Annotated in this window: 18 protein-coding genes; 7 read left to right on the top strand and 11 right to left on the bottom strand. The window is 52.1% G+C overall.

Translation table 11 applies throughout. The features are described from left to right. Nucleotides 1–11: 11 nt before the first annotated feature. Complete coding sequence (locus SH302x_RS11075; protein ID WP_479368779.1) at nt 12–3,494, top strand: MASE1 domain-containing protein; 3,483 nt, start codon at nt 12–14, stop codon at nt 3,492–3,494. A gap of 103 nt (nt 3,495–3,597) precedes the next feature. Further along, a complete protein-coding gene (locus tag SH302x_RS11070; protein WP_479368778.1) occupies nt 3,598–4,218 on the top strand; it encodes a YdeI/OmpD-associated family protein in 621 nt (206 codons plus the stop codon). 46 nt (nt 4,219–4,264) lie between these two features. Here the strand turns inward: SH302x_RS11070 and SH302x_RS11065 are convergent, their stop codons facing one another. From SH302x_RS11065 to SH302x_RS11015, 11 genes are all read right to left on the bottom strand, one after another. Continuing rightward, entirely contained in the window at nt 4,265–5,407 is a 1,143-nt protein-coding gene (locus tag SH302x_RS11065; RefSeq protein ID WP_479368777.1) for a cysteine desulfurase family protein, read from the bottom strand. After that, nucleotides 5,404–5,802: an ArsR/SmtB family transcription factor gene (locus tag SH302x_RS11060; RefSeq protein WP_479368776.1), complete on the bottom strand. Its 399-nt coding sequence runs from the start codon at nt 5,800–5,802 to the stop codon at nt 5,404–5,406. The genes SH302x_RS11065 and SH302x_RS11060 overlap by 4 nt, the downstream gene beginning before the upstream one ends. A 439-nt stretch (nt 5,803–6,241) precedes the next feature. Next, nucleotides 6,242–8,320 carry a M56 family metallopeptidase gene (locus tag SH302x_RS11055; RefSeq protein ID WP_479368775.1) on the bottom strand — a complete coding sequence of 693 codons (2,079 nt, stop codon included), beginning with the start codon at nt 8,318–8,320 and terminating at the stop codon, nt 6,242–6,244. Next, entirely contained in the window at nt 8,317–8,700 is a 384-nt protein-coding gene (locus tag SH302x_RS11050; protein ID WP_479368774.1) for a BlaI/MecI/CopY family transcriptional regulator, read from the bottom strand. The genes SH302x_RS11055 and SH302x_RS11050 overlap by 4 nt, the downstream gene beginning before the upstream one ends. A 97-nt stretch (nt 8,701–8,797) precedes the next feature. After that, complete coding sequence (locus SH302x_RS11045; RefSeq protein WP_479368773.1) at nt 8,798–9,184, bottom strand: hypothetical protein; 387 nt, start codon at nt 9,182–9,184, stop codon at nt 8,798–8,800. Between the two features lie 246 nt (nt 9,185–9,430). Next, nucleotides 9,431–9,589, bottom strand: a complete 159-nt coding sequence (locus SH302x_RS11040; RefSeq protein ID WP_479368772.1) for a hypothetical protein — start codon at nt 9,587–9,589, stop codon at nt 9,431–9,433. Nucleotides 9,590–9,664: 75 nt separating this feature from the next. Next, nucleotides 9,665–9,892, bottom strand: a complete 228-nt coding sequence (locus SH302x_RS11035; RefSeq protein WP_479368771.1) for a hypothetical protein — start codon at nt 9,890–9,892, stop codon at nt 9,665–9,667. A gap of 72 nt (nt 9,893–9,964) precedes the next feature. Continuing rightward, complete coding sequence (gene dinD, locus SH302x_RS11030) at nt 9,965–10,804, bottom strand: DNA damage-inducible protein D (RefSeq protein ID WP_479368770.1); 840 nt, start codon at nt 10,802–10,804, stop codon at nt 9,965–9,967. 108 nt (nt 10,805–10,912) lie between these two features. Further along, nucleotides 10,913–11,737 (bottom strand): hypothetical protein, encoded by an 825-nt coding sequence (locus SH302x_RS11025; RefSeq protein ID WP_479368769.1) that lies wholly within the window; start codon nt 11,735–11,737, stop codon nt 10,913–10,915. Nucleotides 11,738–11,830: 93 nt separating this feature from the next. Beyond that, nucleotides 11,831–12,967: a DEAD/DEAH box helicase gene (locus SH302x_RS11020; protein ID WP_479368768.1), complete on the bottom strand. Its 1,137-nt coding sequence runs from the start codon at nt 12,965–12,967 to the stop codon at nt 11,831–11,833. Nucleotides 12,968–12,973: 6 nt separating this feature from the next. Then, nucleotides 12,974–13,492: a hypothetical protein gene (locus SH302x_RS11015; protein WP_479368767.1), complete on the bottom strand. Its 519-nt coding sequence runs from the start codon at nt 13,490–13,492 to the stop codon at nt 12,974–12,976. 800 nt (nt 13,493–14,292) lie between these two features. On the opposite strand from SH302x_RS11015, the gene SH302x_RS11010 reads away from it, so the two are divergent. The 5 genes from SH302x_RS11010 to SH302x_RS10990 all read left to right on the top strand — a co-directional run bounded on the left by SH302x_RS11010 (nt 14,293) and on the right by SH302x_RS10990 (nt 17,898). After that, on the top strand, nt 14,293–14,856 hold the full coding sequence (locus SH302x_RS11010; RefSeq protein ID WP_479368766.1) for a DEAD/DEAH box helicase: 564 nt from the start codon (nt 14,293–14,295) through the stop codon (nt 14,854–14,856). Further along, the gene (locus SH302x_RS11005) at nt 14,819–15,382 is read left to right on the top strand and encodes an RNA 2'-phosphotransferase (RefSeq protein ID WP_479368765.1); all 564 of its coding nucleotides are present in this window, start codon (nt 14,819–14,821) and stop codon (nt 15,380–15,382) included. Before SH302x_RS11010 ends, SH302x_RS11005 begins: the two co-directional genes overlap by 38 nt. A gap of 15 nt (nt 15,383–15,397) precedes the next feature. Beyond that, nucleotides 15,398–15,565 (top strand): hypothetical protein, encoded by a 168-nt coding sequence (locus SH302x_RS11000; protein ID WP_479368764.1) that lies wholly within the window; start codon nt 15,398–15,400, stop codon nt 15,563–15,565. A 218-nt stretch (nt 15,566–15,783) separates the two neighbouring features. Then, entirely contained in the window at nt 15,784–17,067 is a 1,284-nt protein-coding gene (locus SH302x_RS10995; protein WP_479368763.1) for a nickel pincer cofactor-dependent isomerase, group 22, read from the top strand. A gap of 480 nt (nt 17,068–17,547) precedes the next feature. Further along, on the top strand, nt 17,548–17,898 hold the full coding sequence (locus tag SH302x_RS10990; protein WP_479368762.1) for an HPF/RaiA family ribosome-associated protein: 351 nt from the start codon (nt 17,548–17,550) through the stop codon (nt 17,896–17,898). The last annotated feature ends 42 nt before the right edge of the window (nt 17,899–17,940 follow it).

Below are 17,940 nucleotides of genomic sequence, written 5' to 3'. Positions count from 1 at the left end.
GTAGGGCGACTATGAACATATCAGCCCCTGCTCCGAACAAGCGTTCCCTGCATGTTCAATATGGAGTAGCTCTTCTGCTGACGTGTGCGGCAATCGTCTCGGTGCGGGTAGGAATTGAAACGCTGGGACAAGACGCAGCCAAGTTCGTTGTGCTGATTGTTGCAGCCATCCTGGCGGCGGCTTGGCTGATTGTGCATCGCGTCGGATTGTTGCCTCGCCGTCCCCATCCAGCCCACGTAGGTCTGTTCGCTGCTGCTTACTTTGTACTCGCAGGCTTTGGAAACGGACTGGCGCTCATTCCAGGTGTGAGTATCGTATTTTGGCCGCCGGCCGGCGCGTTCCTCGCCGTACTCCTACTCAATCCGACCAAGCGATGGCCGATCTATATCCTGGGAGGTTGCCTCGCAGAACTCGCATGCAATGAGATATGGTTTCACAATCCACTGGCTTTTGCGTTTTTATTCTTTGCCGCGAACACCCTTGAAGCAGTCACAGCGGCCTGGCTGCTTCGTCGCTTTCTCGGGCGGCCCTTCAGCATTGAAACGCCAACAGATGCCGGCATCTTCGTCTTTCTTGGCGCGATGGTAGCCCCGATAGTGGGTGCAACGATCATTGCGACGGCCGATGCATTACGCGGAAGGCATCCATTTCTGGTCGCCTGGCCGCACGTATGGCTTGGCGATGGAAGCGGTCTATTGGTTTCAACGCCGCTAGCGATATCAGCAATAAGAGCCTGGCGAGGTCGAGCAAGAATTGACAGGAAACTCGCCTACGAAGCAATACTTATCGGTGTGGCCCTCATTGCAGTTGGCACTTTGGCATTTTGGAACTGGCTGCCAACCGCCTTATTGACCTTGCCTCTGGTGCTGTGGGCTGCAACGCGATTTCAGATAGCCGGAGCTGCTCTAGCGGTTTCCGTTGTGACTCTAATCACCGCATTTTACACAGTGGCAGGGGTGGGCGAATTTGCTGCATTGCCACAAGACGAACATGAGCGAATTGTAATGCTCCAAGTCTTTCTGGGCATCACCGCAATTTCAGCACTGCTCACCGCGACGCTCTCTTCTCAGCGGCAAAAGGCATATCAAGCTCTCGAACGGCTGAATCGAGACTTAGAACTGCGAATTGCCGAACGCACTAAAGATGTGCGAAAAGCCGAAGAGCGATTGAATCTCGCTTTGGCGGCGGCGCACGCCGGAGCTTGGGAATACAACTTGACCACGCACGAATCGTTTTGGTGCCCAGAGATGCATGCGCTCTACGGCCTACGACCAGGGACTCGACCGCCAAGTTGGACAGACTTCACCAATCTCATCCACCAAGATGATCGCCAACGGGCAAAGTCAGAGAGGGAAACTGCGGCCACGCATAGTGGACCATTCGCGATTGAATTTCGCATCGTCAAGCATGACGGGACAGACTGCTGGATTCTATCGACAGGTGTCATTGAAGGTGAGATCGCACGAGGTATCGATCAGGACATTTCGACGAGGAAACGTTTCGAGGAAAACTTAAGCCGGAGCGAAGAACGTTTCCGGCTAGCCGCTGATGCCGTCAACGGAATCATCTACGAATACGATTTAGCAACCGGTCGTGTAGAGCGATCGCGGGGCCTCTATGAAGTGCTTGGCTATCACACGGACGAAGTCGCTCCAACAGCCGAGTGGTGGCAACAGCAAATCCATCCAGAGGACTGGCCCATTTCTCAGCGACTTGGCCTCCACACATCAGAGGACGAAATTCCGAGTGCGGTGTACCGTGTCCGACACAAGGATGGCCGGTGGCTTTACGTGGAAGATCGAGCCGTTTTCTCACGGGATACAAGTGGCAGAGCATTTAAGATGGTCGGGTGTACGGTAGATATCACAGAGCGAAAAGACTTTGAGAAGCAACTAAAGCTTAGTTCTGAAAGACTATCGATGGCTGCTTCAGCAGCGGGCTTTGGTCTTCTTCACGTGGACTTCGAGAAAGGGCAGGTTTACCTCTCGCCGGAGTTGAAATCCATTGTCGGATATCCGGAAGAACATGATTTCGGCCTATTGCCTGGGATCGTTCCTCCCTTCATTCATCCTGACGACGTTGAATCCCTGACTCACCATTGGGAAAAAATGCAACAGACGGATTGTGGAGATAACTCGGCAATTCATGAGCACCGTATTGTACGCCCAGATGGCGAAGTGCGTTGGGTGAGACTTCAGACCAAGACAATATGTAGTCGACTTGATGGAATCTGGCGGCCGGTGCAGGTCATGGGTACATTGCTCGACATCACTAGCCAACGTGACTTCGAACAGTCTTTGAATGACGCGCGTCGCGCAGCCGAGCAAGCAAATGCCGCCAAGAGCATGTTCGTGGCGAACATCAGCCATGAGATTCGCACTCCGATGACATCCATATTGGGGTACACGGAGCTTCTCAACCAACATGTAGGCGATCCGCAAGCGAAGGGGTATCTGCAAACGATATTGCGTAACGGACTGTATTTACAGGAGATCATCAACGACCTGCTTGACCTATCCAAACTTGAGGCAGGTAAGTTCGATATTTCCTGTGAGCGTTTTGCGTTGGAACGCCTGATCGAAGATGTGCGGATTTCAATGCAGGTACGAGCGGAGGAGAAGCAGCTCAAGCTTGCCGTCGAATATGAAACACAAATCCCCCGACTTATCGAAAGCGACTCGAAGCGAATAAAGCAGATCCTCATCAATCTGATCGGCAATGCGATTAAGTTCACAGAAACTGGTGAGGTGAAGCTAAGCATACATTTCTCTAGTGACCATTCTCGTTCGACGCTACGTCTGGCAGTTTCCGATACTGGAATTGGAATGACTGAGGAACAGGTTCACAATTTGTTTCAGCCGTTCGCTCAAGGAGACGCTACTATTGCACGCCGGTTTGGCGGTACGGGACTAGGACTGGAGATAAGTCGAAGGTTGGCAAAGATGCTTGGTGGTGACATAACCGTTTCCAGCGAACTTGACCGAGGAAGCGTGTTCACAGTTTCCATCGCAATCAACTCTTCGGGAGAATCTGATTTGAGCAATCCGAGATTGCCGAATATTGAGGAATCGGAGGCATTGAAGCCAAATTCATCGAGGCTTGATGGTAAGAAAGTCCTTTGTGTGGATGATCGACGCGATATACGCTTTCTAGTTACCGCACTGTTGGCGAAAGAAGGCGACACCACCATCGAAGCAGAAGATGGATCGATTGCTCTGGAAAAAGTCATCGAGTCTCTGCAATCTGGGGATTCGCCTCATGCGATCTTGCTCGATATGCAAATGCCAATCATGGACGGTTTCGAAACCTCTAAACGCCTACGCGAATGCGGCTACTACGGCCCCATCATCGCACTCACTGCGGACGCAATGGAAAGTGAAATGAGACGATGCATTGACTGTGGATGCGATGACTTCTTAAGCAAGCCCATCAATTCCAGGCTACTGGTCGACAAGATAGTGATGACGCTGAACCGGAAGACGGCCCAGTTTTAGATGCGGCGATTCCTGTTAATCCAGACGCGAAGCAGAAATGCTTTACCGCCTTGTCGAACAGAACATTTATTTTTGCATTAGCCCTTTGACAAGCTACTTATTCATGGCCAAGAAGTCGCTCAAGCCCACAAATGACCTCGCGGAAGTAATCTCGCCGGATGGTAAGCCCGTGATCGCCTTTGCGACACCAAAGCAGTTCGCCAGTTGGCTGCGCAAACATCATGCGGAACATCAAGGCGTATGGATTCAATTCTTCAAAGTTGCGAGTGGATACCAAAGTATCACTTACTCGCAGGCACTCGATGTCGCGTTGTGCTACGGCTGGATCGATGGGCCAGTTAGGAAGGGAAACGACGTTTGTTGGATTCACAAGTTTACGCCTCGCGGGAAACGAAGCGTTTGGTCTCAGGTCAATAAAAAGCATATTGAACGACTCACGCAGGAAGGGCTCATGCAGCCGGCTGGATACGCGGCTGTTGAGCTGGCCAAGGCAGACGGACGATGGGATGCCGCTTATGCTTCGAGCTCCACTTTTGAGGAGTCCGCTGAGTTTCTTGCCGCGTTGGCAAAATCAAAGAAAGCAAGCAAGTTCTACGCAACACTGACGCGAGCTGATCGTTACGCATTTTACTATCGACTTCATAACGTGAAAAAGGCTGAAACGAAACGCAGGAAGATCGATGAGTTCATTGCCATGCTGGAGCGAGGAGAAACCTTTCACTGAATGCTTGCCTCGAGTCTTCGCGCAGTGAATGGGGCCTTTCATTGGATCATTGAATCGAAGAGTTTGACAGCCACGCACTCAAGGCCGACATGACTTGTTCGAGTTCTGCTTTGCAGCTCGATCGGCCAAGGCTGAAACGCACCGCACCCAAACACCTTTCCGAGGTCAGCCCCATTGCGGTCAGTACGGGACTCAAATGCTGTTTGCCGGCGTGGCAAGCGGAACCCGTGGACGCTGCCAAGAACGGCAAATGTGCCAGCAGGTCGTGCCCAGCGACGCCGTCGAAGCTGACGTTCAGCGTATTAGGCAGCCGTTTGATGGGGTGACCGTTCAAATGGACTCGCTCACCGAATTCTTCCTGCAGTCGCTTCCAAAAGTAGTCTCGCAGGTTTTCGATGCGACCGTCGTCAATCCAATCTGCGGCCTCCTGGCAAGCGACGCCGAGGGCAGCAATCTCGAGGATGTTTTCAGTTCCCGCGCGTCGGCCGCCTTCGTGCCCCGCGCCGTGCATGAAGGAAGATAGCTCAATTCCTTCACGAACGTACAACGCACCAATGCCTTGCGGAGCGTAAAGCTTGTGTCCAGCGATCGACAGCATGTCAACACCCATCGATTCAACGTCGACGGGAATCTTGCCGACCGCTTGCGCTGCATCGGTATGGATCAGAGCACCGTGAGTCCGCGCAATGGCAGCGATCTCTTCAATAGGCTGGATTGTTCCCACTTCGTTGTTGGCAAGCATGATCGAAATGAGAACGGTCTGCGGCTCTATGGCTCGCTGCACATCGGCAGGATCAACAAGGCCATATTCATCAACGGGCACTCGAGTCACGCGAGCCCCAAGGGTTTCAAGAAATCTCAGCGGCTCTGTGACAGCAGGGTGCTCGACGGAGCTGATGATGAAGTGCGGCTGTTTCAGTCGTTGACGGTTCGCGAAAAACACGCCCTTAATTGCGTGGTTGTTGGCTTCAGTACCGCCGGATGTGAAGATGAGCTCGGTGGGATCGCAACCGATGAGCGAGGCGATGCGAATCCTCGATAGCTCGACGATCTCGGCAGCGGGCGCTCCTGCCCAGTGACGACTGGATGGGTTTCCGAGATCGAGTTGAAGCAATCTCAGCAACTCGACTTTGACCAGCTCTGAAAGTGGAGTGGTCGCGTTGTAATCCAGATAGATTGGCAGGCTCATCCACGCGCTCTCACAGTACGTTTGCGCGCTTGCTTTGGATTCTTCGGTGTTGCGGCTTGCTTGGCCTCGAGCTTGGCTTTCTCGGCTTTGATTTGCTCAGTTGATTTCGACACGGGGACTTCGTTGCGTGCGAGTTCCTCGAGCAATAGTCCAGTCAACTTTGGTCTGGCGAGGTAGTAACAACGCGTTTGGGCATCTTGTGCAAAGTCGACCAACTGTGTGTGCCTCAGTAACGCCAAATGTTGGGATAGGTTCGCTTGACGAACCGGGAGCAGGTCTTCCAGGTCAGTGACGCACTTGGGACCGCCAGAGAGTTCTTGCAAAATGGCAAGTCGTGTGGGGTGCGCAAAGGCTCGCAGCAGCACCGTGGCTGATTTCGTGTCGATCTCCGTCAAGATCTTTCTCCAAGTTGTTGTATTCGCATATCCGAATACAATCTTACTGCCTTTGAAGACTCACACAAGCAGGGATTCTTATAGACCGGACAGCGCACTGAAAAACCGCGTGCCTCGCAGTTCCAAGTCCATGGCCATCGCCCTCGCCATCCGCTTCGTCGAAATGATCCGCACCGGTGAGTCTTCGGACACCATCGACCTGGCGCGCCCACGTTACCCAGCCACGCATCAGCTAGATTAGGGCACTCAATCAACTCGCGCCCGACATCCAGGTATTGCTACTCAATCTGCCGGCTACCAAAGGCAAGCTCGAGATCCACGAGAAACAACTGCGTCCCATCGCTGCCATGCTGAACTGCGCAGTCCAGCGGGCAGCGTGGACGACAATTAGTAATGAACTCGTTAAGCCAAGCTAATGCGCCGATTCGGACTCAGTGTGTTATTCCTGTTTTATAACTCTTGGGGTCAATGCAACAATGACTGTGGTTTCGGCGTCGGCACCTGGTGCATTGTCAAACACTCGAGGAATCGCCACGACAATCGATTCTCCTGCCGCGAGCTTTACCGATGAGCTTACTTCGTACTGTTCGGTTGCTGGTACTTGCACCGTGAATTGAGGCTCCGCTTCGTTCGCAGGCTTTATTGGCAGGTTCGCATAAGAGACCTTGCCAACGCTGGATGCCTTGACCTTAAAGTCCAAGGTGATGCTGTCGTCTTCGCTGCTGCTCGGCGTGAGGACCAACGTTAGCCCTTCGTCCACGACCGACACAATTGGCTGCATCCTGCCATCAGATTTTGGATCAACTCCGGTAACAAACGGACGCTGTACCTGATCCGCTATACCAGCAGTTTGGCCGTCGAAAAGGGTTACTTTTGGCGCAAACATGATATTTCCGCTAGGATGTGACGATACTGTTCGAACCAGTTGTGCTAACTTTGGTTCGTCGATGCGAGCAGCAATGGCTGGCCCCAGGCCCTTGACGGTCAGACCATCAATCCTGTTTCCGGCCCAATCGATGGAACTAGCTGTCTGAGTGTTGGTCTTAATGAACCTGGCTTCGATGCTAATCTGCTTTGGTTCACCTTCTTTCCATATCTCGAGCGTTCGTTTCAACAGTTGATGTTGGCGAGCGTTCAGGTCTGCCGAAAGCGTTGAACCCGCCACATGAAATCGGCCTTTCACAGAGGGAGAAAGTGGAAGCCAAGATATCAACTGTTCCTCGGCCGTTTTATTACTTCCCGCTAGAGATTCTGGCATCGTTGCAAAAATGGGGGTGACATCATAGGTTGCAACGAACGATGGACCTTCATTTTCCTGAACAACCCATGGGTCATTCCACATCGGCTCTATGTCCAGATCGATTGAATCGCTGGTGACTAGATGCAGTGCAGGCATCTTTCGATCTGAAGCTTCTCGCGCGTCGGTCAGGCCCATACCAGCGATTGCCGTTACAATACCTGCGGACAAGATCTTGGCTGAAAATCCAAAGGGTTTACGATTTTGGACCAACAACTCGACTCGCTTTTTGAGGTCTTTTCCAGACGCGATGGAAATAAGTCCAAGTGTGGGCTGCGGCTTCCCTACAACCTTGCTCTCAGCAAATCTCAGCAAAAGATCTCCATAGGCCACAGTTTCGCTTTGCGTCATGCTCTGCGAAGCCAATCGATCAGCAGCGGCCTCCATCGCAGACCGCAGTCGGCTTACGATCAACCAGACGATGGGGTTGAACCAATGGAATGCACTGGCCATCGAAGCGATGATCGATACCGGAACATCGTATCGGCGAATGTGCGCTAATTCGTGGCGAATGACCCACCGCAGTTCCTTTTCGCTTAACGTTTCGGTGAGACGTGGGGGCAAGCAGATCGTGTGTCGAAACAGTCCAAAGACTGCTGGTGCCGCAATAGAAGTCACTTCGCGGACAACCGGACGCCGGCCAACCGCTAAAGAGTCGCACTCACGAAGCAACAAATCAACAAGTCTTTGATCTTCCAGTAATCGGCAAGAGCGAAGCTTGAGCGCGAAGCGAATGTGTGAGATGACGCTAAGAAAAAGTAGCCACACCGATACCGAAATCGCGATCGCCAGAGCTGCGAGGAAAATGAAGTGCCATGCATCATTAAAGCTCTGGGAAGGTTGCACTATTGCTTCTGTTGGATACCACTGCGTCACAGCGGCATCGGTAGTTGGTACAGTACCATATAAGATTCCAGCCGGATTATCACGAGCCTCAGCGTCATGCAATCGGTTGACCGATGCCGCAGATTCGTTCATCAACCAATTGTCGATGGGCTTATGCAAACTGAGCGGGCTCCCTATCGAAATCGGCATTAACAGCCTGATCACAATAATCGTCAGTAACAAGGCATACAACGACGGATTCAACCTTCGGCGAAACGTCAATCTGATTCCTGCCACTAGAATCAGGATCGGTAGTGCTCTCCAGGTTGCGAGCATAAGCAACCAGAACCACGTTGTCGCAACTTCAAACCATCGATCTATCAATTCAACGTTCATCCCTGCTCTCCTTCGTTTCGGTTTGTTTTCTTGTCGAGTAGCGCTCTAATTTCTCCAATGTCCTTGGCAGTCAACTTGGCTGCCTTCACAAAGTGGAGCAGTGCAGGTGTAGCGTCACCTCCGAAGACACGCTCGAGGAACGAACGACTTGCTTGCCGCACGCAGGCATCTCTGCGCACCGCGGGCGCGTACAGATACTTCTTCCCGTTCTGCTCTGTCGCCAATGCTCCCTTGCGAACCAATCGATGTAGCATGGTTTTTACTGTTGCCGCACTCCAACCATTGTCGGCGGCGATCTGCTCGATGACTTCCGCCGCCTCGATCGGAGAGGAACTCCAGATCAAGTTCATTACAACCCATTCAGCATCCGAAATTTGCATGCGAGCCTCCTTCAACCTGTCCGCAAAGATTACACCTGTAATCGGAAAAGTGAGATTACACACGTAAACGATTGAACGTCAATGGCGATTTCTGAACTCAGTCAAGATTAGCAGACGAGAGAGTCCCATCGGCAGATGTTGTCACAACGATCGGATCGACAATCCATAACGCATTCGCTTGAGTCAAATAAACTGTGGCGTTCTGAAGAGCCGATTGATCGCCGACTAACTGGCCTTGGATTTTCTGTTTCCCAAGCACTTCGAAATGCAAAGTCGCTTTACAATCCTCACTCTTGGAAACCTCGATCTCTTGCTCGACAAAACCGCTTCCCATGCTGCAGCTTATGGTTAGATTGCCTGCTTGCGCTTTGGCAACGCATTGACCGTTCTCGTCCGTCGTTAGCGACCACCGACGACCGCCCTCTCCGTAGCGGGTCTCTCCGCCTTCTTTCCAGTTAAACGTGTGAGGCGTACTAAATCTCACGTGCTTGTTTGGCACTGGTAGATAGTTTGGACCGCCAGTAACTGTAACTTCAACTGGTATACCTAACGTTGCCTGCAATCGGAAATGATCGGAACGCGTATTTGCTGAAGCTACGGGGATGCCAACCCAATCGCCAGATACAGAGTTTTGCGATTCAAGCGAACAGGAAGCAGGAACACTAATCGACGCTAATTCACACTAATCCAAAACGACCACGGTCCTACTGTTGTTCTTTATTATTGGCGATTAGAGAGGATTAGTGTTCCGACCCCATGTGATCAGAGTATTTGACACACCCGTCAATTGATTCACGATGTCAGCCCAGCGAATGTCTTTCGCACGCTCGACGCCAGACAGCGTTAGCGACAGCAACTGCTCAATCTCATTTTTGCTGGGTAACGGCATTTCAAAGACATCATCGAATCGACGGAAGAGTGCTTCGTCGAGTGAGTTCTCGATATTAGTCGTTGATGATTTGGCTTACGGTCTTAGCGGCCCAGCGTCTTGCTCGTCCTTGCCACGCCAGACCAACTGCGGATCGAGGTCGCGGTTGCGGCGTTCGTAAGCGACGCGGACCGAGTACTTTTCCTCGTTCTCCATCACCGACTGCTGCTCGGCGGTCGGAATGTTTGTCCGCTTGCTGTCAGCATGCCGCAGCGTCCCAACGGTTTTCTTGGTCTCGGTCGTCCGTGATGCTTTTTTGGCCATGGAGAAAAGTTTGAAAGGTGAAGTTTGAATAGTGAAAAGGGTTAACTGCCGGCACTGAGGAGAAGGACGTGGTTATTCCAGGGAATCGGGATCTTTCAACGCTTTCTTCTCGTCCGACGCTAGTCGTCGCTCTACTTTCTTGACATCCTCGGCGGGCGGTAGTGATTCTGGGCGAATGCCCCGTTCAAGCAACGTGTTGCGGACGGCCGAGTTATTCGTGATGTGCTCTTGCGAGATTTCACTTTCTGTATCCATCTTGTGTTGTCGTGCATTGTGAATCGTGATCTCGGTAGCAAAGTCTTTTGCTTTCAAGATGATCGTGGGAGCAAAATCGGCAAGCGGGCGATTGACGGGAACTTGCCAATGCGATTTCATCTGCTCTGTGGAACGCCCGAATAAAGCGGTGTCGCCCTTGCTGCGGATCAAACCGAAATTTCGATTCTCGCCCGTCTGTTCGTAGATCACCGACGAAAGCTCTTTTTCGGTCTCAGTGAGTTTTCGCCGGGCAGCGACTCGCTCGCATTCCAGCATTCGCTGTTGAATCAGCTCGGCACGACGGGTTTGAATCGCGAAGTAGGTTTGGGCAAAGGCGATTTCCTGCTTTCTCGGATCGCCGTTTTGAGCGATCAGATAGCATGCGTAGCGAGTCAACATCACATCGTCGATTTCCCGCTGGCTTCCAGAGCCGATTTCGACCATTTTGTTGACGTCAACAAAATGGTTTGGCACGGGATTTTCCGAGACTTCGCAGGCTGTCTTGGCTTTCGAGACGACGGTCAAAAAGTTTCGCCACTCGGCATATCCCAGCAAATGCTGCAAATCCCGAGCGAGCCAGAATTCGATACCGTTCTCGGTCTGCTGGGCGTGAGCCTCGAAAGTGCTGGTCAGTGTTTCAACCAATTCTGATTTCATTGAGATGTCCTCGATTGTGCCCTGTTAATGATTGGATGAATAGGATGTCGATCAGCTCGTTGATGGCCGGCTCCCGCTTTGATCTTGTGTGTCGGGCATTGGTCACGCTCACGGGAAAGCGACCTCATGGCTCCGAATTGCTTCGTCAATCATTTGGTCGAACCGGCCGGCTACTTGTTCCTCGAAGTCGGCATCCATCTGGTACACCTCAGTGAACTCTGCGAACGCCCAGCGTCCAAAGGTTCCAAGGTTGTTGACGCCGGGTATCCAGTACGTCTTCATGGTGTTGGCTTTCTCGCGGGCATCTTCGCCGCGGTAGCGATAGGGGACTTCGAACCCGAGTCCGTGGTTCTTGACATAAGCTCGCACCGATGGGTGTTTTTCAGCGATACGACAGAACTCGGCTTCCCAATCACTGTCAAGCACGACCCAGTTGACGTGGCATCGATCGACGCTGGTTTGCCAGCGGTCGGTTTTTGAGGTGGTGAAGTTGACGAACCGCGTGCTGCCCGATGGATTGTAGGCATCGAGCATCGCTTTGATTTGGCTGGTGCCTTGATGGGCGTTGACGATCGCGGCACTGATTTTCTTGCAAGCTTGATCGGCGAGCGACTGGTACAGAAGTTGTGCGGGATAAGTCTTCCCTTGAAACTCGGTACATTCCTTGAGCCATCGATTGACGATCCGCTTCATGGGAAAAAACAGATCGATGCGTTTGTTCTCGCCCGGCTTGCGCCACTCGACATCGATCATTCGGTCGGTCAGCGTGTAAACGATCTTGTTGTGACGCACATTGCCGGTGTGAACAAGGTTCAGATCGATTTGCTCGCCAATGATGCCGCTGTTGCGCGTCTCGGTTGCACCGACCATCTGTGGCGTGATGACCATGCGGTGGTCGTCGGTGAATTCGGCTTCGATGTTCTCGTTGGGCAAATCGACGCGATAGCCGCCAACTCGCGGGAACCGAATTTCTAATGCGTCACGTTCTGGCCGAACGGCTTTGACTTGGATAGTCTCGCGAGGTTTTTAAGCAGGGGCCACAACGGGTTTAGCGTTGAAGTCGAACGGGATGCCGAGGACATCGGCGTATTCGACGTCGAACTTATTGTCGGCGTTCAGTTCGTACGACTGCCGGCGCAACGCGCGGCCGATAACTTGTTCGCAAAGCAATTGTGTTGTGAAACTACGAACGCCCAGCACGTGTGTCACCGTGTTTGCGTCCCAACCTTCAGTTAGCATCGACACGGAGACTACACAACGTATCGACTCGCCCAGTCGCCCTTTCTTGCCGACTGTGTTCATTACTTCGCGAAGGATCTCCTCGTCGCGGATGTTGTCCGCTTTTTGGCGATCGCCAGTGCGTTGGACAATCTCTTTGCGGAACTGATCAATTGCATCGGAGTTAAATTGTCGAAAATCGGCATGCAGCCCTTCGCCGGATTCAAGTTGACCACTGTCGATCAGCAGCGTTCGTGGTTGCGGATAGGGTTCGAAGTTGTCGGGGTCGAAATTTTGGAATAGCTTGAGCGCGCCAGCCACCGGCGTCCCGGTACCGTCGGCGTGCGTGCGATAGTAACCGGAGATGTAGTCATAAACGACTTTGGAGGATGAGGTGTTGTTGCAGATGACGATGAAGCATGGCGGAACGTCAATCCCGCCATCTTTCCACAATTGAAATGTTTTTTCGTAGTGCCCGTAGAGGGCTTCGAGCGCCGTTGCGAGCGGCCCAGGGATGACGTGATCTTGAAGGTCCGTTCCTTTGCTGCGTCCGGCCTTGGGCATGTCGTTGCGGATGTGCTCCCACAAGTTTCTGTACATTGGCATTTTGCCGCCCGGTAGGTTGTCGGCGATAGGTACTCGCGGCAGTTTGACGATGCCACTTTCAATGGCGTCCATCAGCGAAAAGTCGCTCATCGTCCACGGGAACAAAGTGCCTTCAGCGTATCCGCTGCCGCGAAGGAAGAAGGGCGTGGCGGACAAGTCCATGATGCGGCTGACTCCCATCGTTCGGTTCACGGCTTCGATGCCGTTGATCCACAGCCGAGCCACTGCACGGTTTTCCTCGGCTTCGTCCTTTTCGTCTTTGCCTTGCGGGTCTGCTTCTTCGGATTCCTCTGGCGGTTTTTCTCGATAGCAGTGATGCGCTTCGTCGTTGATGACCATAACGTTTCACATGCCCATTAACTCGGGCATGACGCGTTTGATCATCTGGCCTTCGGTTTCGGTCGTGTTTAGCTCTGGACCAGCGACCTCGGTTAGCCAGATCGCTACTTCGGCTGCTTCGACCTGACAAAAGAAGGGCCGAACGCTGCTGAAGTGATCGCCACGCCAATGTTGAAGCAAACGTGCGGTTTCGGGCGTGACTTTCCAGTTGGCCGGATTATCAATCTGTCGCCACTTATCTATTTCCCGGCGTAGTTCGTTGATGATTGGGTTTGGATCGTATTGCTGCTTCTCGGTCGACAATCCTTTGTCGTCGGCAAAGACCATCTCACTTTGCTTCGTTTTCGATGCATCGTTGCCGCCACGACGCTTTTTCGGTTTTGGGATGTGCATGATGAACGAGGCAATCCGTCGGGATTCTCTGATCTGCTGCGTTGGCTGACCCGTTTCGTCGAGTTCCCAGTGCCTAGAAGGATAGGCATAAGGCGAATTGAGAATCGGCTGATCAAAGAAAGGGTTGGACATCGCGCTTTACATTCCCTGCGTCTAATGTTTTCGTCTCGATTCCGGGTTGCTAGTTCCTAGGGTATGAATTAATTGGGCTTCCTGTTTTTTTCGCAGCATATACCGTCAAGTGATTCGTTGGATGCATACGCGCCGTGCCATTCTCGCTGTTGCAGTAATTAAAAACCAAGCTAGGTAGACATCACCATCCCGCTGCAAATTGCCTACGCGTTAGCGAAAGCAATACTTCGAGCGGGTCAAAATTTTATGGATGATGATCCCCCACTATTCCGAAGGAAGTTTATCGAAACTCGAAAAGTATTGATAGCATGGTAGTGACTTTTGTTTCGGATAACATCTACAATGCCGGTGCGGCTAACCCCTTATAGATTTTACAAATGGATCTCCGGTCTTCATACGTTCGTTCATTAGCAACGTCTCTTACCACGCTTAACTCCTATTCACGCACTGGTGGAATGGAGTCTAACAAAGGTAGACGATTTGCCTGAAATCGGTTTGAGGTCAACCCCTAGCATTCCGAGCGAGCCGCTTTGATAACAGTCCATCCGTCGGGACCAAAGTTTCCGGTACCGCCAACATGGTATCGTTGAGCCTAAACGGGCATTTGGAAGAGGTTGATTCAATGAAACCCAACTACGGAATTTGCAAATGAACTTAGAAAAGACTTATGGAACCGGGGCTTTACGACCATTTACCGACAAAGGCTATTGAAGCGGAGATTGCCCGATTGGGTGATCCGCGTCTGGTAGCGCTCGCGCCGGAGGTTTCGGAGGAGTCACATTCCGTTCTGGTTCTGTATTTTGATCCGGCTGCGCGATGCGATCAATCGTCGTTTGCTATGTCCGTTTCAGTATTTTGGCGTCGCTGATTCAGTCGACCTCCCTGGTCTTGCTTGGCAGCGTGGAGGTTGTCGCGTCGATGATTTGGATCGGCTTTACACCGGCAACGATATCCGAGCAAAGCTGGTGCTTAAAAAGCTCTGCGATACGGTCCTGAATCTTGCAGACGTTCGGGGGTTAGCCTTTTGCGTCAGTGTTGCCCATGCCGAGTTCATCGCAAGGTTCTTCAATGATAACGGCGTTGCGTCGATTGCCCTGTCGGCTCAATCGAATGATGATGAACAACACTCCGCTCAGCAGAAGCTGCGTGATCGCAACGTGAACCTCATCTTCGTTGTTGATCTGTATAACGAAGGAGTCAACATCCCGGAAGTCGACACGGTCTTGTTTAAGCCGGCTAGTTCCTCCTGCCTGAAAAACAGTAGAATGCTACTAGTTACCACCGCATACATGGAATCCACAAAAGATTGCCGAACGCAGATACTCAATGGCGACAGCAAAAAACAGTCTCACCTCCATCAGTAAATTCCTGAGCCTCGTGCTTCGGCATCAGCCGGAAGTTGTGGGCATGCAGCTTGATCCAGAAGGGTGGCTGCCGATCGATGAACTGATTCAAAATGCTAATCGCGCAGGAAAGCAATTGTCGCTTGAGCTGCTGCATGAGGTCGTCGCGTCGTGCGAGAAGAAGCGGTTCTCACTCAGTGATGAAGGACTAAGGATTCGCGCCAACCAAGGGCATTCCGTTCCAGACGTTGAGCTGAATCTTGAACCGGTAACGCCTCCAACCGTCCTCTACCATGGGACGGTTGCAGCCTTTCTGAATAGTATTCGCGAACAAGGTCTGCTCAAACGCTCTCGCAACCATGTGCATTTGTCTGCGGAGTTAGAAACAGCCAAGAAGGTCGGTGCTCGGCGCGGGCAGCCTGTTATTTTGTTGGTTCAAGCGAAAACTATGCACGAAAATGGCCACTCGTTTTACCTGTCGGCCAATGGTGTTTGGCTAACGGATGCTGTGCCTGTTTCTTTCATTGAGTTCCCGTTGGATGCCTGAGAAGTCGATCGACTTATGGCAACCGTTGAAATGACCACCGGGGACTTGTTGGACCAAGATGTCGAATCGATCGTCAACGCGTGGAATCGGAACATCATTCTGTGGCGGCTCTTCGGTCTCGAATCGACCTTACCACCACGCGGACTCCCTCAAGTATGCAACTTACCCAGTAAAGACTCCTGACAACTTTGTTTCACTATGGCACCCGTCACGCGTGAACCCCAACGGGGTTCAACATGATGAATGTACAACCCCGTTGGGGTTGATGTGGTGGTTGCGCATGCGAAGATACGAAAAGCGACATTGGAGTAAATGGCCGTGGTCCGATGGACTGAAGGTCCACTGCTGGCCAATTCTGTAGGTACAGCTACATTGTAATACATGGAACCAACAACACCTCAATGCTGATCTATGGTGCGACGATGTATATTACCCTGCCGAAAATGATTCGCATCCAACAACAGTTCGCTCCAACAGTCACCGTAGATATCGATCAAACGTTGGCTCGGGAGTTTACGAAACTGAAACCGAGGATCAAACAGGGGGATTCCATTGCGGTTGGGGTTGGCAGTCGCGGCATCACTAACTTAAAGCAGATTGTAGCTCAAGTTCTCCATCAGCTTCATCTGCTAGGAGCTAAGCCGTTCATCATACCAGCCATGGGAAGCCATGGCGGTGCAACTCCAGAGGGACAAATCGAAGTGCTTGCCAGTTATGGCATTACGGAAGCGTCGATGCAAGTTCCCGTCAAAGCGTCGTTGGATGTGACTCAAGTTGGCACCACGGACCAAGGCGTACGCGTTGTCTGCAGCAATGATGCGCTGGCGGCCGACGGCATCTTATTGATCAACCGTATCAAACCCCACACCGACTTCTTCGGTACGCTCGGAAGCGGTCTGATCAAAATGTCCGTAATCGGACTTGGCAAGCGGGCGGGGGCGACGGCCATGCATTTGGCGGCAACTCAACATGGCTACGAAAAAGTGATTCGCAGCATGTCGCAGGTGGTTGTGCAGCAAGCTCCCGTCCTAGGCGGCATCGCCATCATTGAAAATCAGCAGCATGAAACAGCGCGACTAGTTGCGATTGATCGTGACGAAATTGCGACCGCTGAAGATGATTTGTTGGTGGAGGCTAGGGCGTTGATGCCGTTGTTGCCATTCGAAGAGATTGATCTATTGATTGTCGACTTTATTGGCAAGAACATCAGCGGTGCGGGTCTGGATCCCAACGTCGTGAATCGAAGTATTCACGGTTACAATAGTTTGCCGATGCGCGGCGATCATAGCGTGCCATTCATTCGACGCATCTTCGTCCGAGGGCTGACTCCTGAAACACATGGCAACGCGATTGGTATTGGCCTAGCTGACGTTACTACAACGCGATTGGTGGCAGAGATGGACCGCAATAAGACGAACATCAATGCATTGACCGCGCTAACACCGCAAAGTGCCAAGGTCCCGATTGCTTTTGAGACCGATCGGGAAGCGATCGAGCGTATGCTGGTTTCGCTGCCGCTGGAGGCCCCGCAGAATGCTCGCGTGGTAAGGATCCAAGATACGCTTGCCGTGTCGGAGATGCAGGTTTCAGAGTCGCTTTGGCAGCAAGTCGAACCGCGTCGAGGAATTCTTGCGTTATCAACGCTCGGCGAGATGGAGTTTGATCGTGACGGTAATCTAGCTTGACTAAGGCGTACGTAGACCGGTAACAAGGTCGCTATGCTGTTGCCGGAACTGCGCAAAGCCAATCATCAACGGGCTGGGTCGGTTCGTGATATGGCAAGGGATCAAGCGACCGAAGTTCCGGCGCATGCGTTGGCTCTGCTTGTTACCGGCCTACGGCTCAGACGGGCTTCGTTTAACCGCGTTGGGCATTGCCCCGCGTCTGGTGGGGCAGATCCAATGTAACGCGGCCCGCTGGGCACGCGGTTAAACGAAGGAGTACGCGTACGCCTAGCGGTTGACGGTTAAACGAGGGGGTCGGTCAAAGCAATAACGCGTTGAAAAACAGCGGACGGAAGCGAACTAATCCAAAACACTAACCGTACATCAACGAATGGCAAAATGTGGTAAGCGCTGTGGCATGAACATTGCTTGCTTCACTTGCAGACCACAACCGAAGTTTGGTTCGCTTCACGATCAGTACTACTTTTGAAAGCTTTGCGCATGCAAATCCAAGTCAACTCCGATAAAAATATTGACGTCTCCGCTGAAATGATTGCAGAAATTGAGTTAGACGTTCGCGATTCACTGAGGAGATACAGCGAGCGAATTACCAGAGTTGAAGTGCACGTGTCTGACCAAAACAGTAGCCAGAAAACCGCGGATGATGATATTCGCTGCAAGATTGAAGCTCGGCTAGCTGGTCAGAAACCGATCACGGTCAGTGCAGATGCGGGAACAGTCGATCAAGCGGTCAGTGCAGCATGCGACAAAGTGCTACGATCTTTGGATAGCAGTCTAGGAAAGTTGGAAAACAAAAAAGGCCGCACGTCGTTTGCTGGTGAGTACGAGTAGAAGGCAACCGTTTCCTGCGGTTGTCGAAACGGTTCCCCTTTT

It is taken from the genome of Njordella calcicola (genome assembly GCF_056494125.1).
Note: the sequence above shows the minus strand (reverse complement) of the source record. Positions and strands in the feature narration are given on the sequence as shown.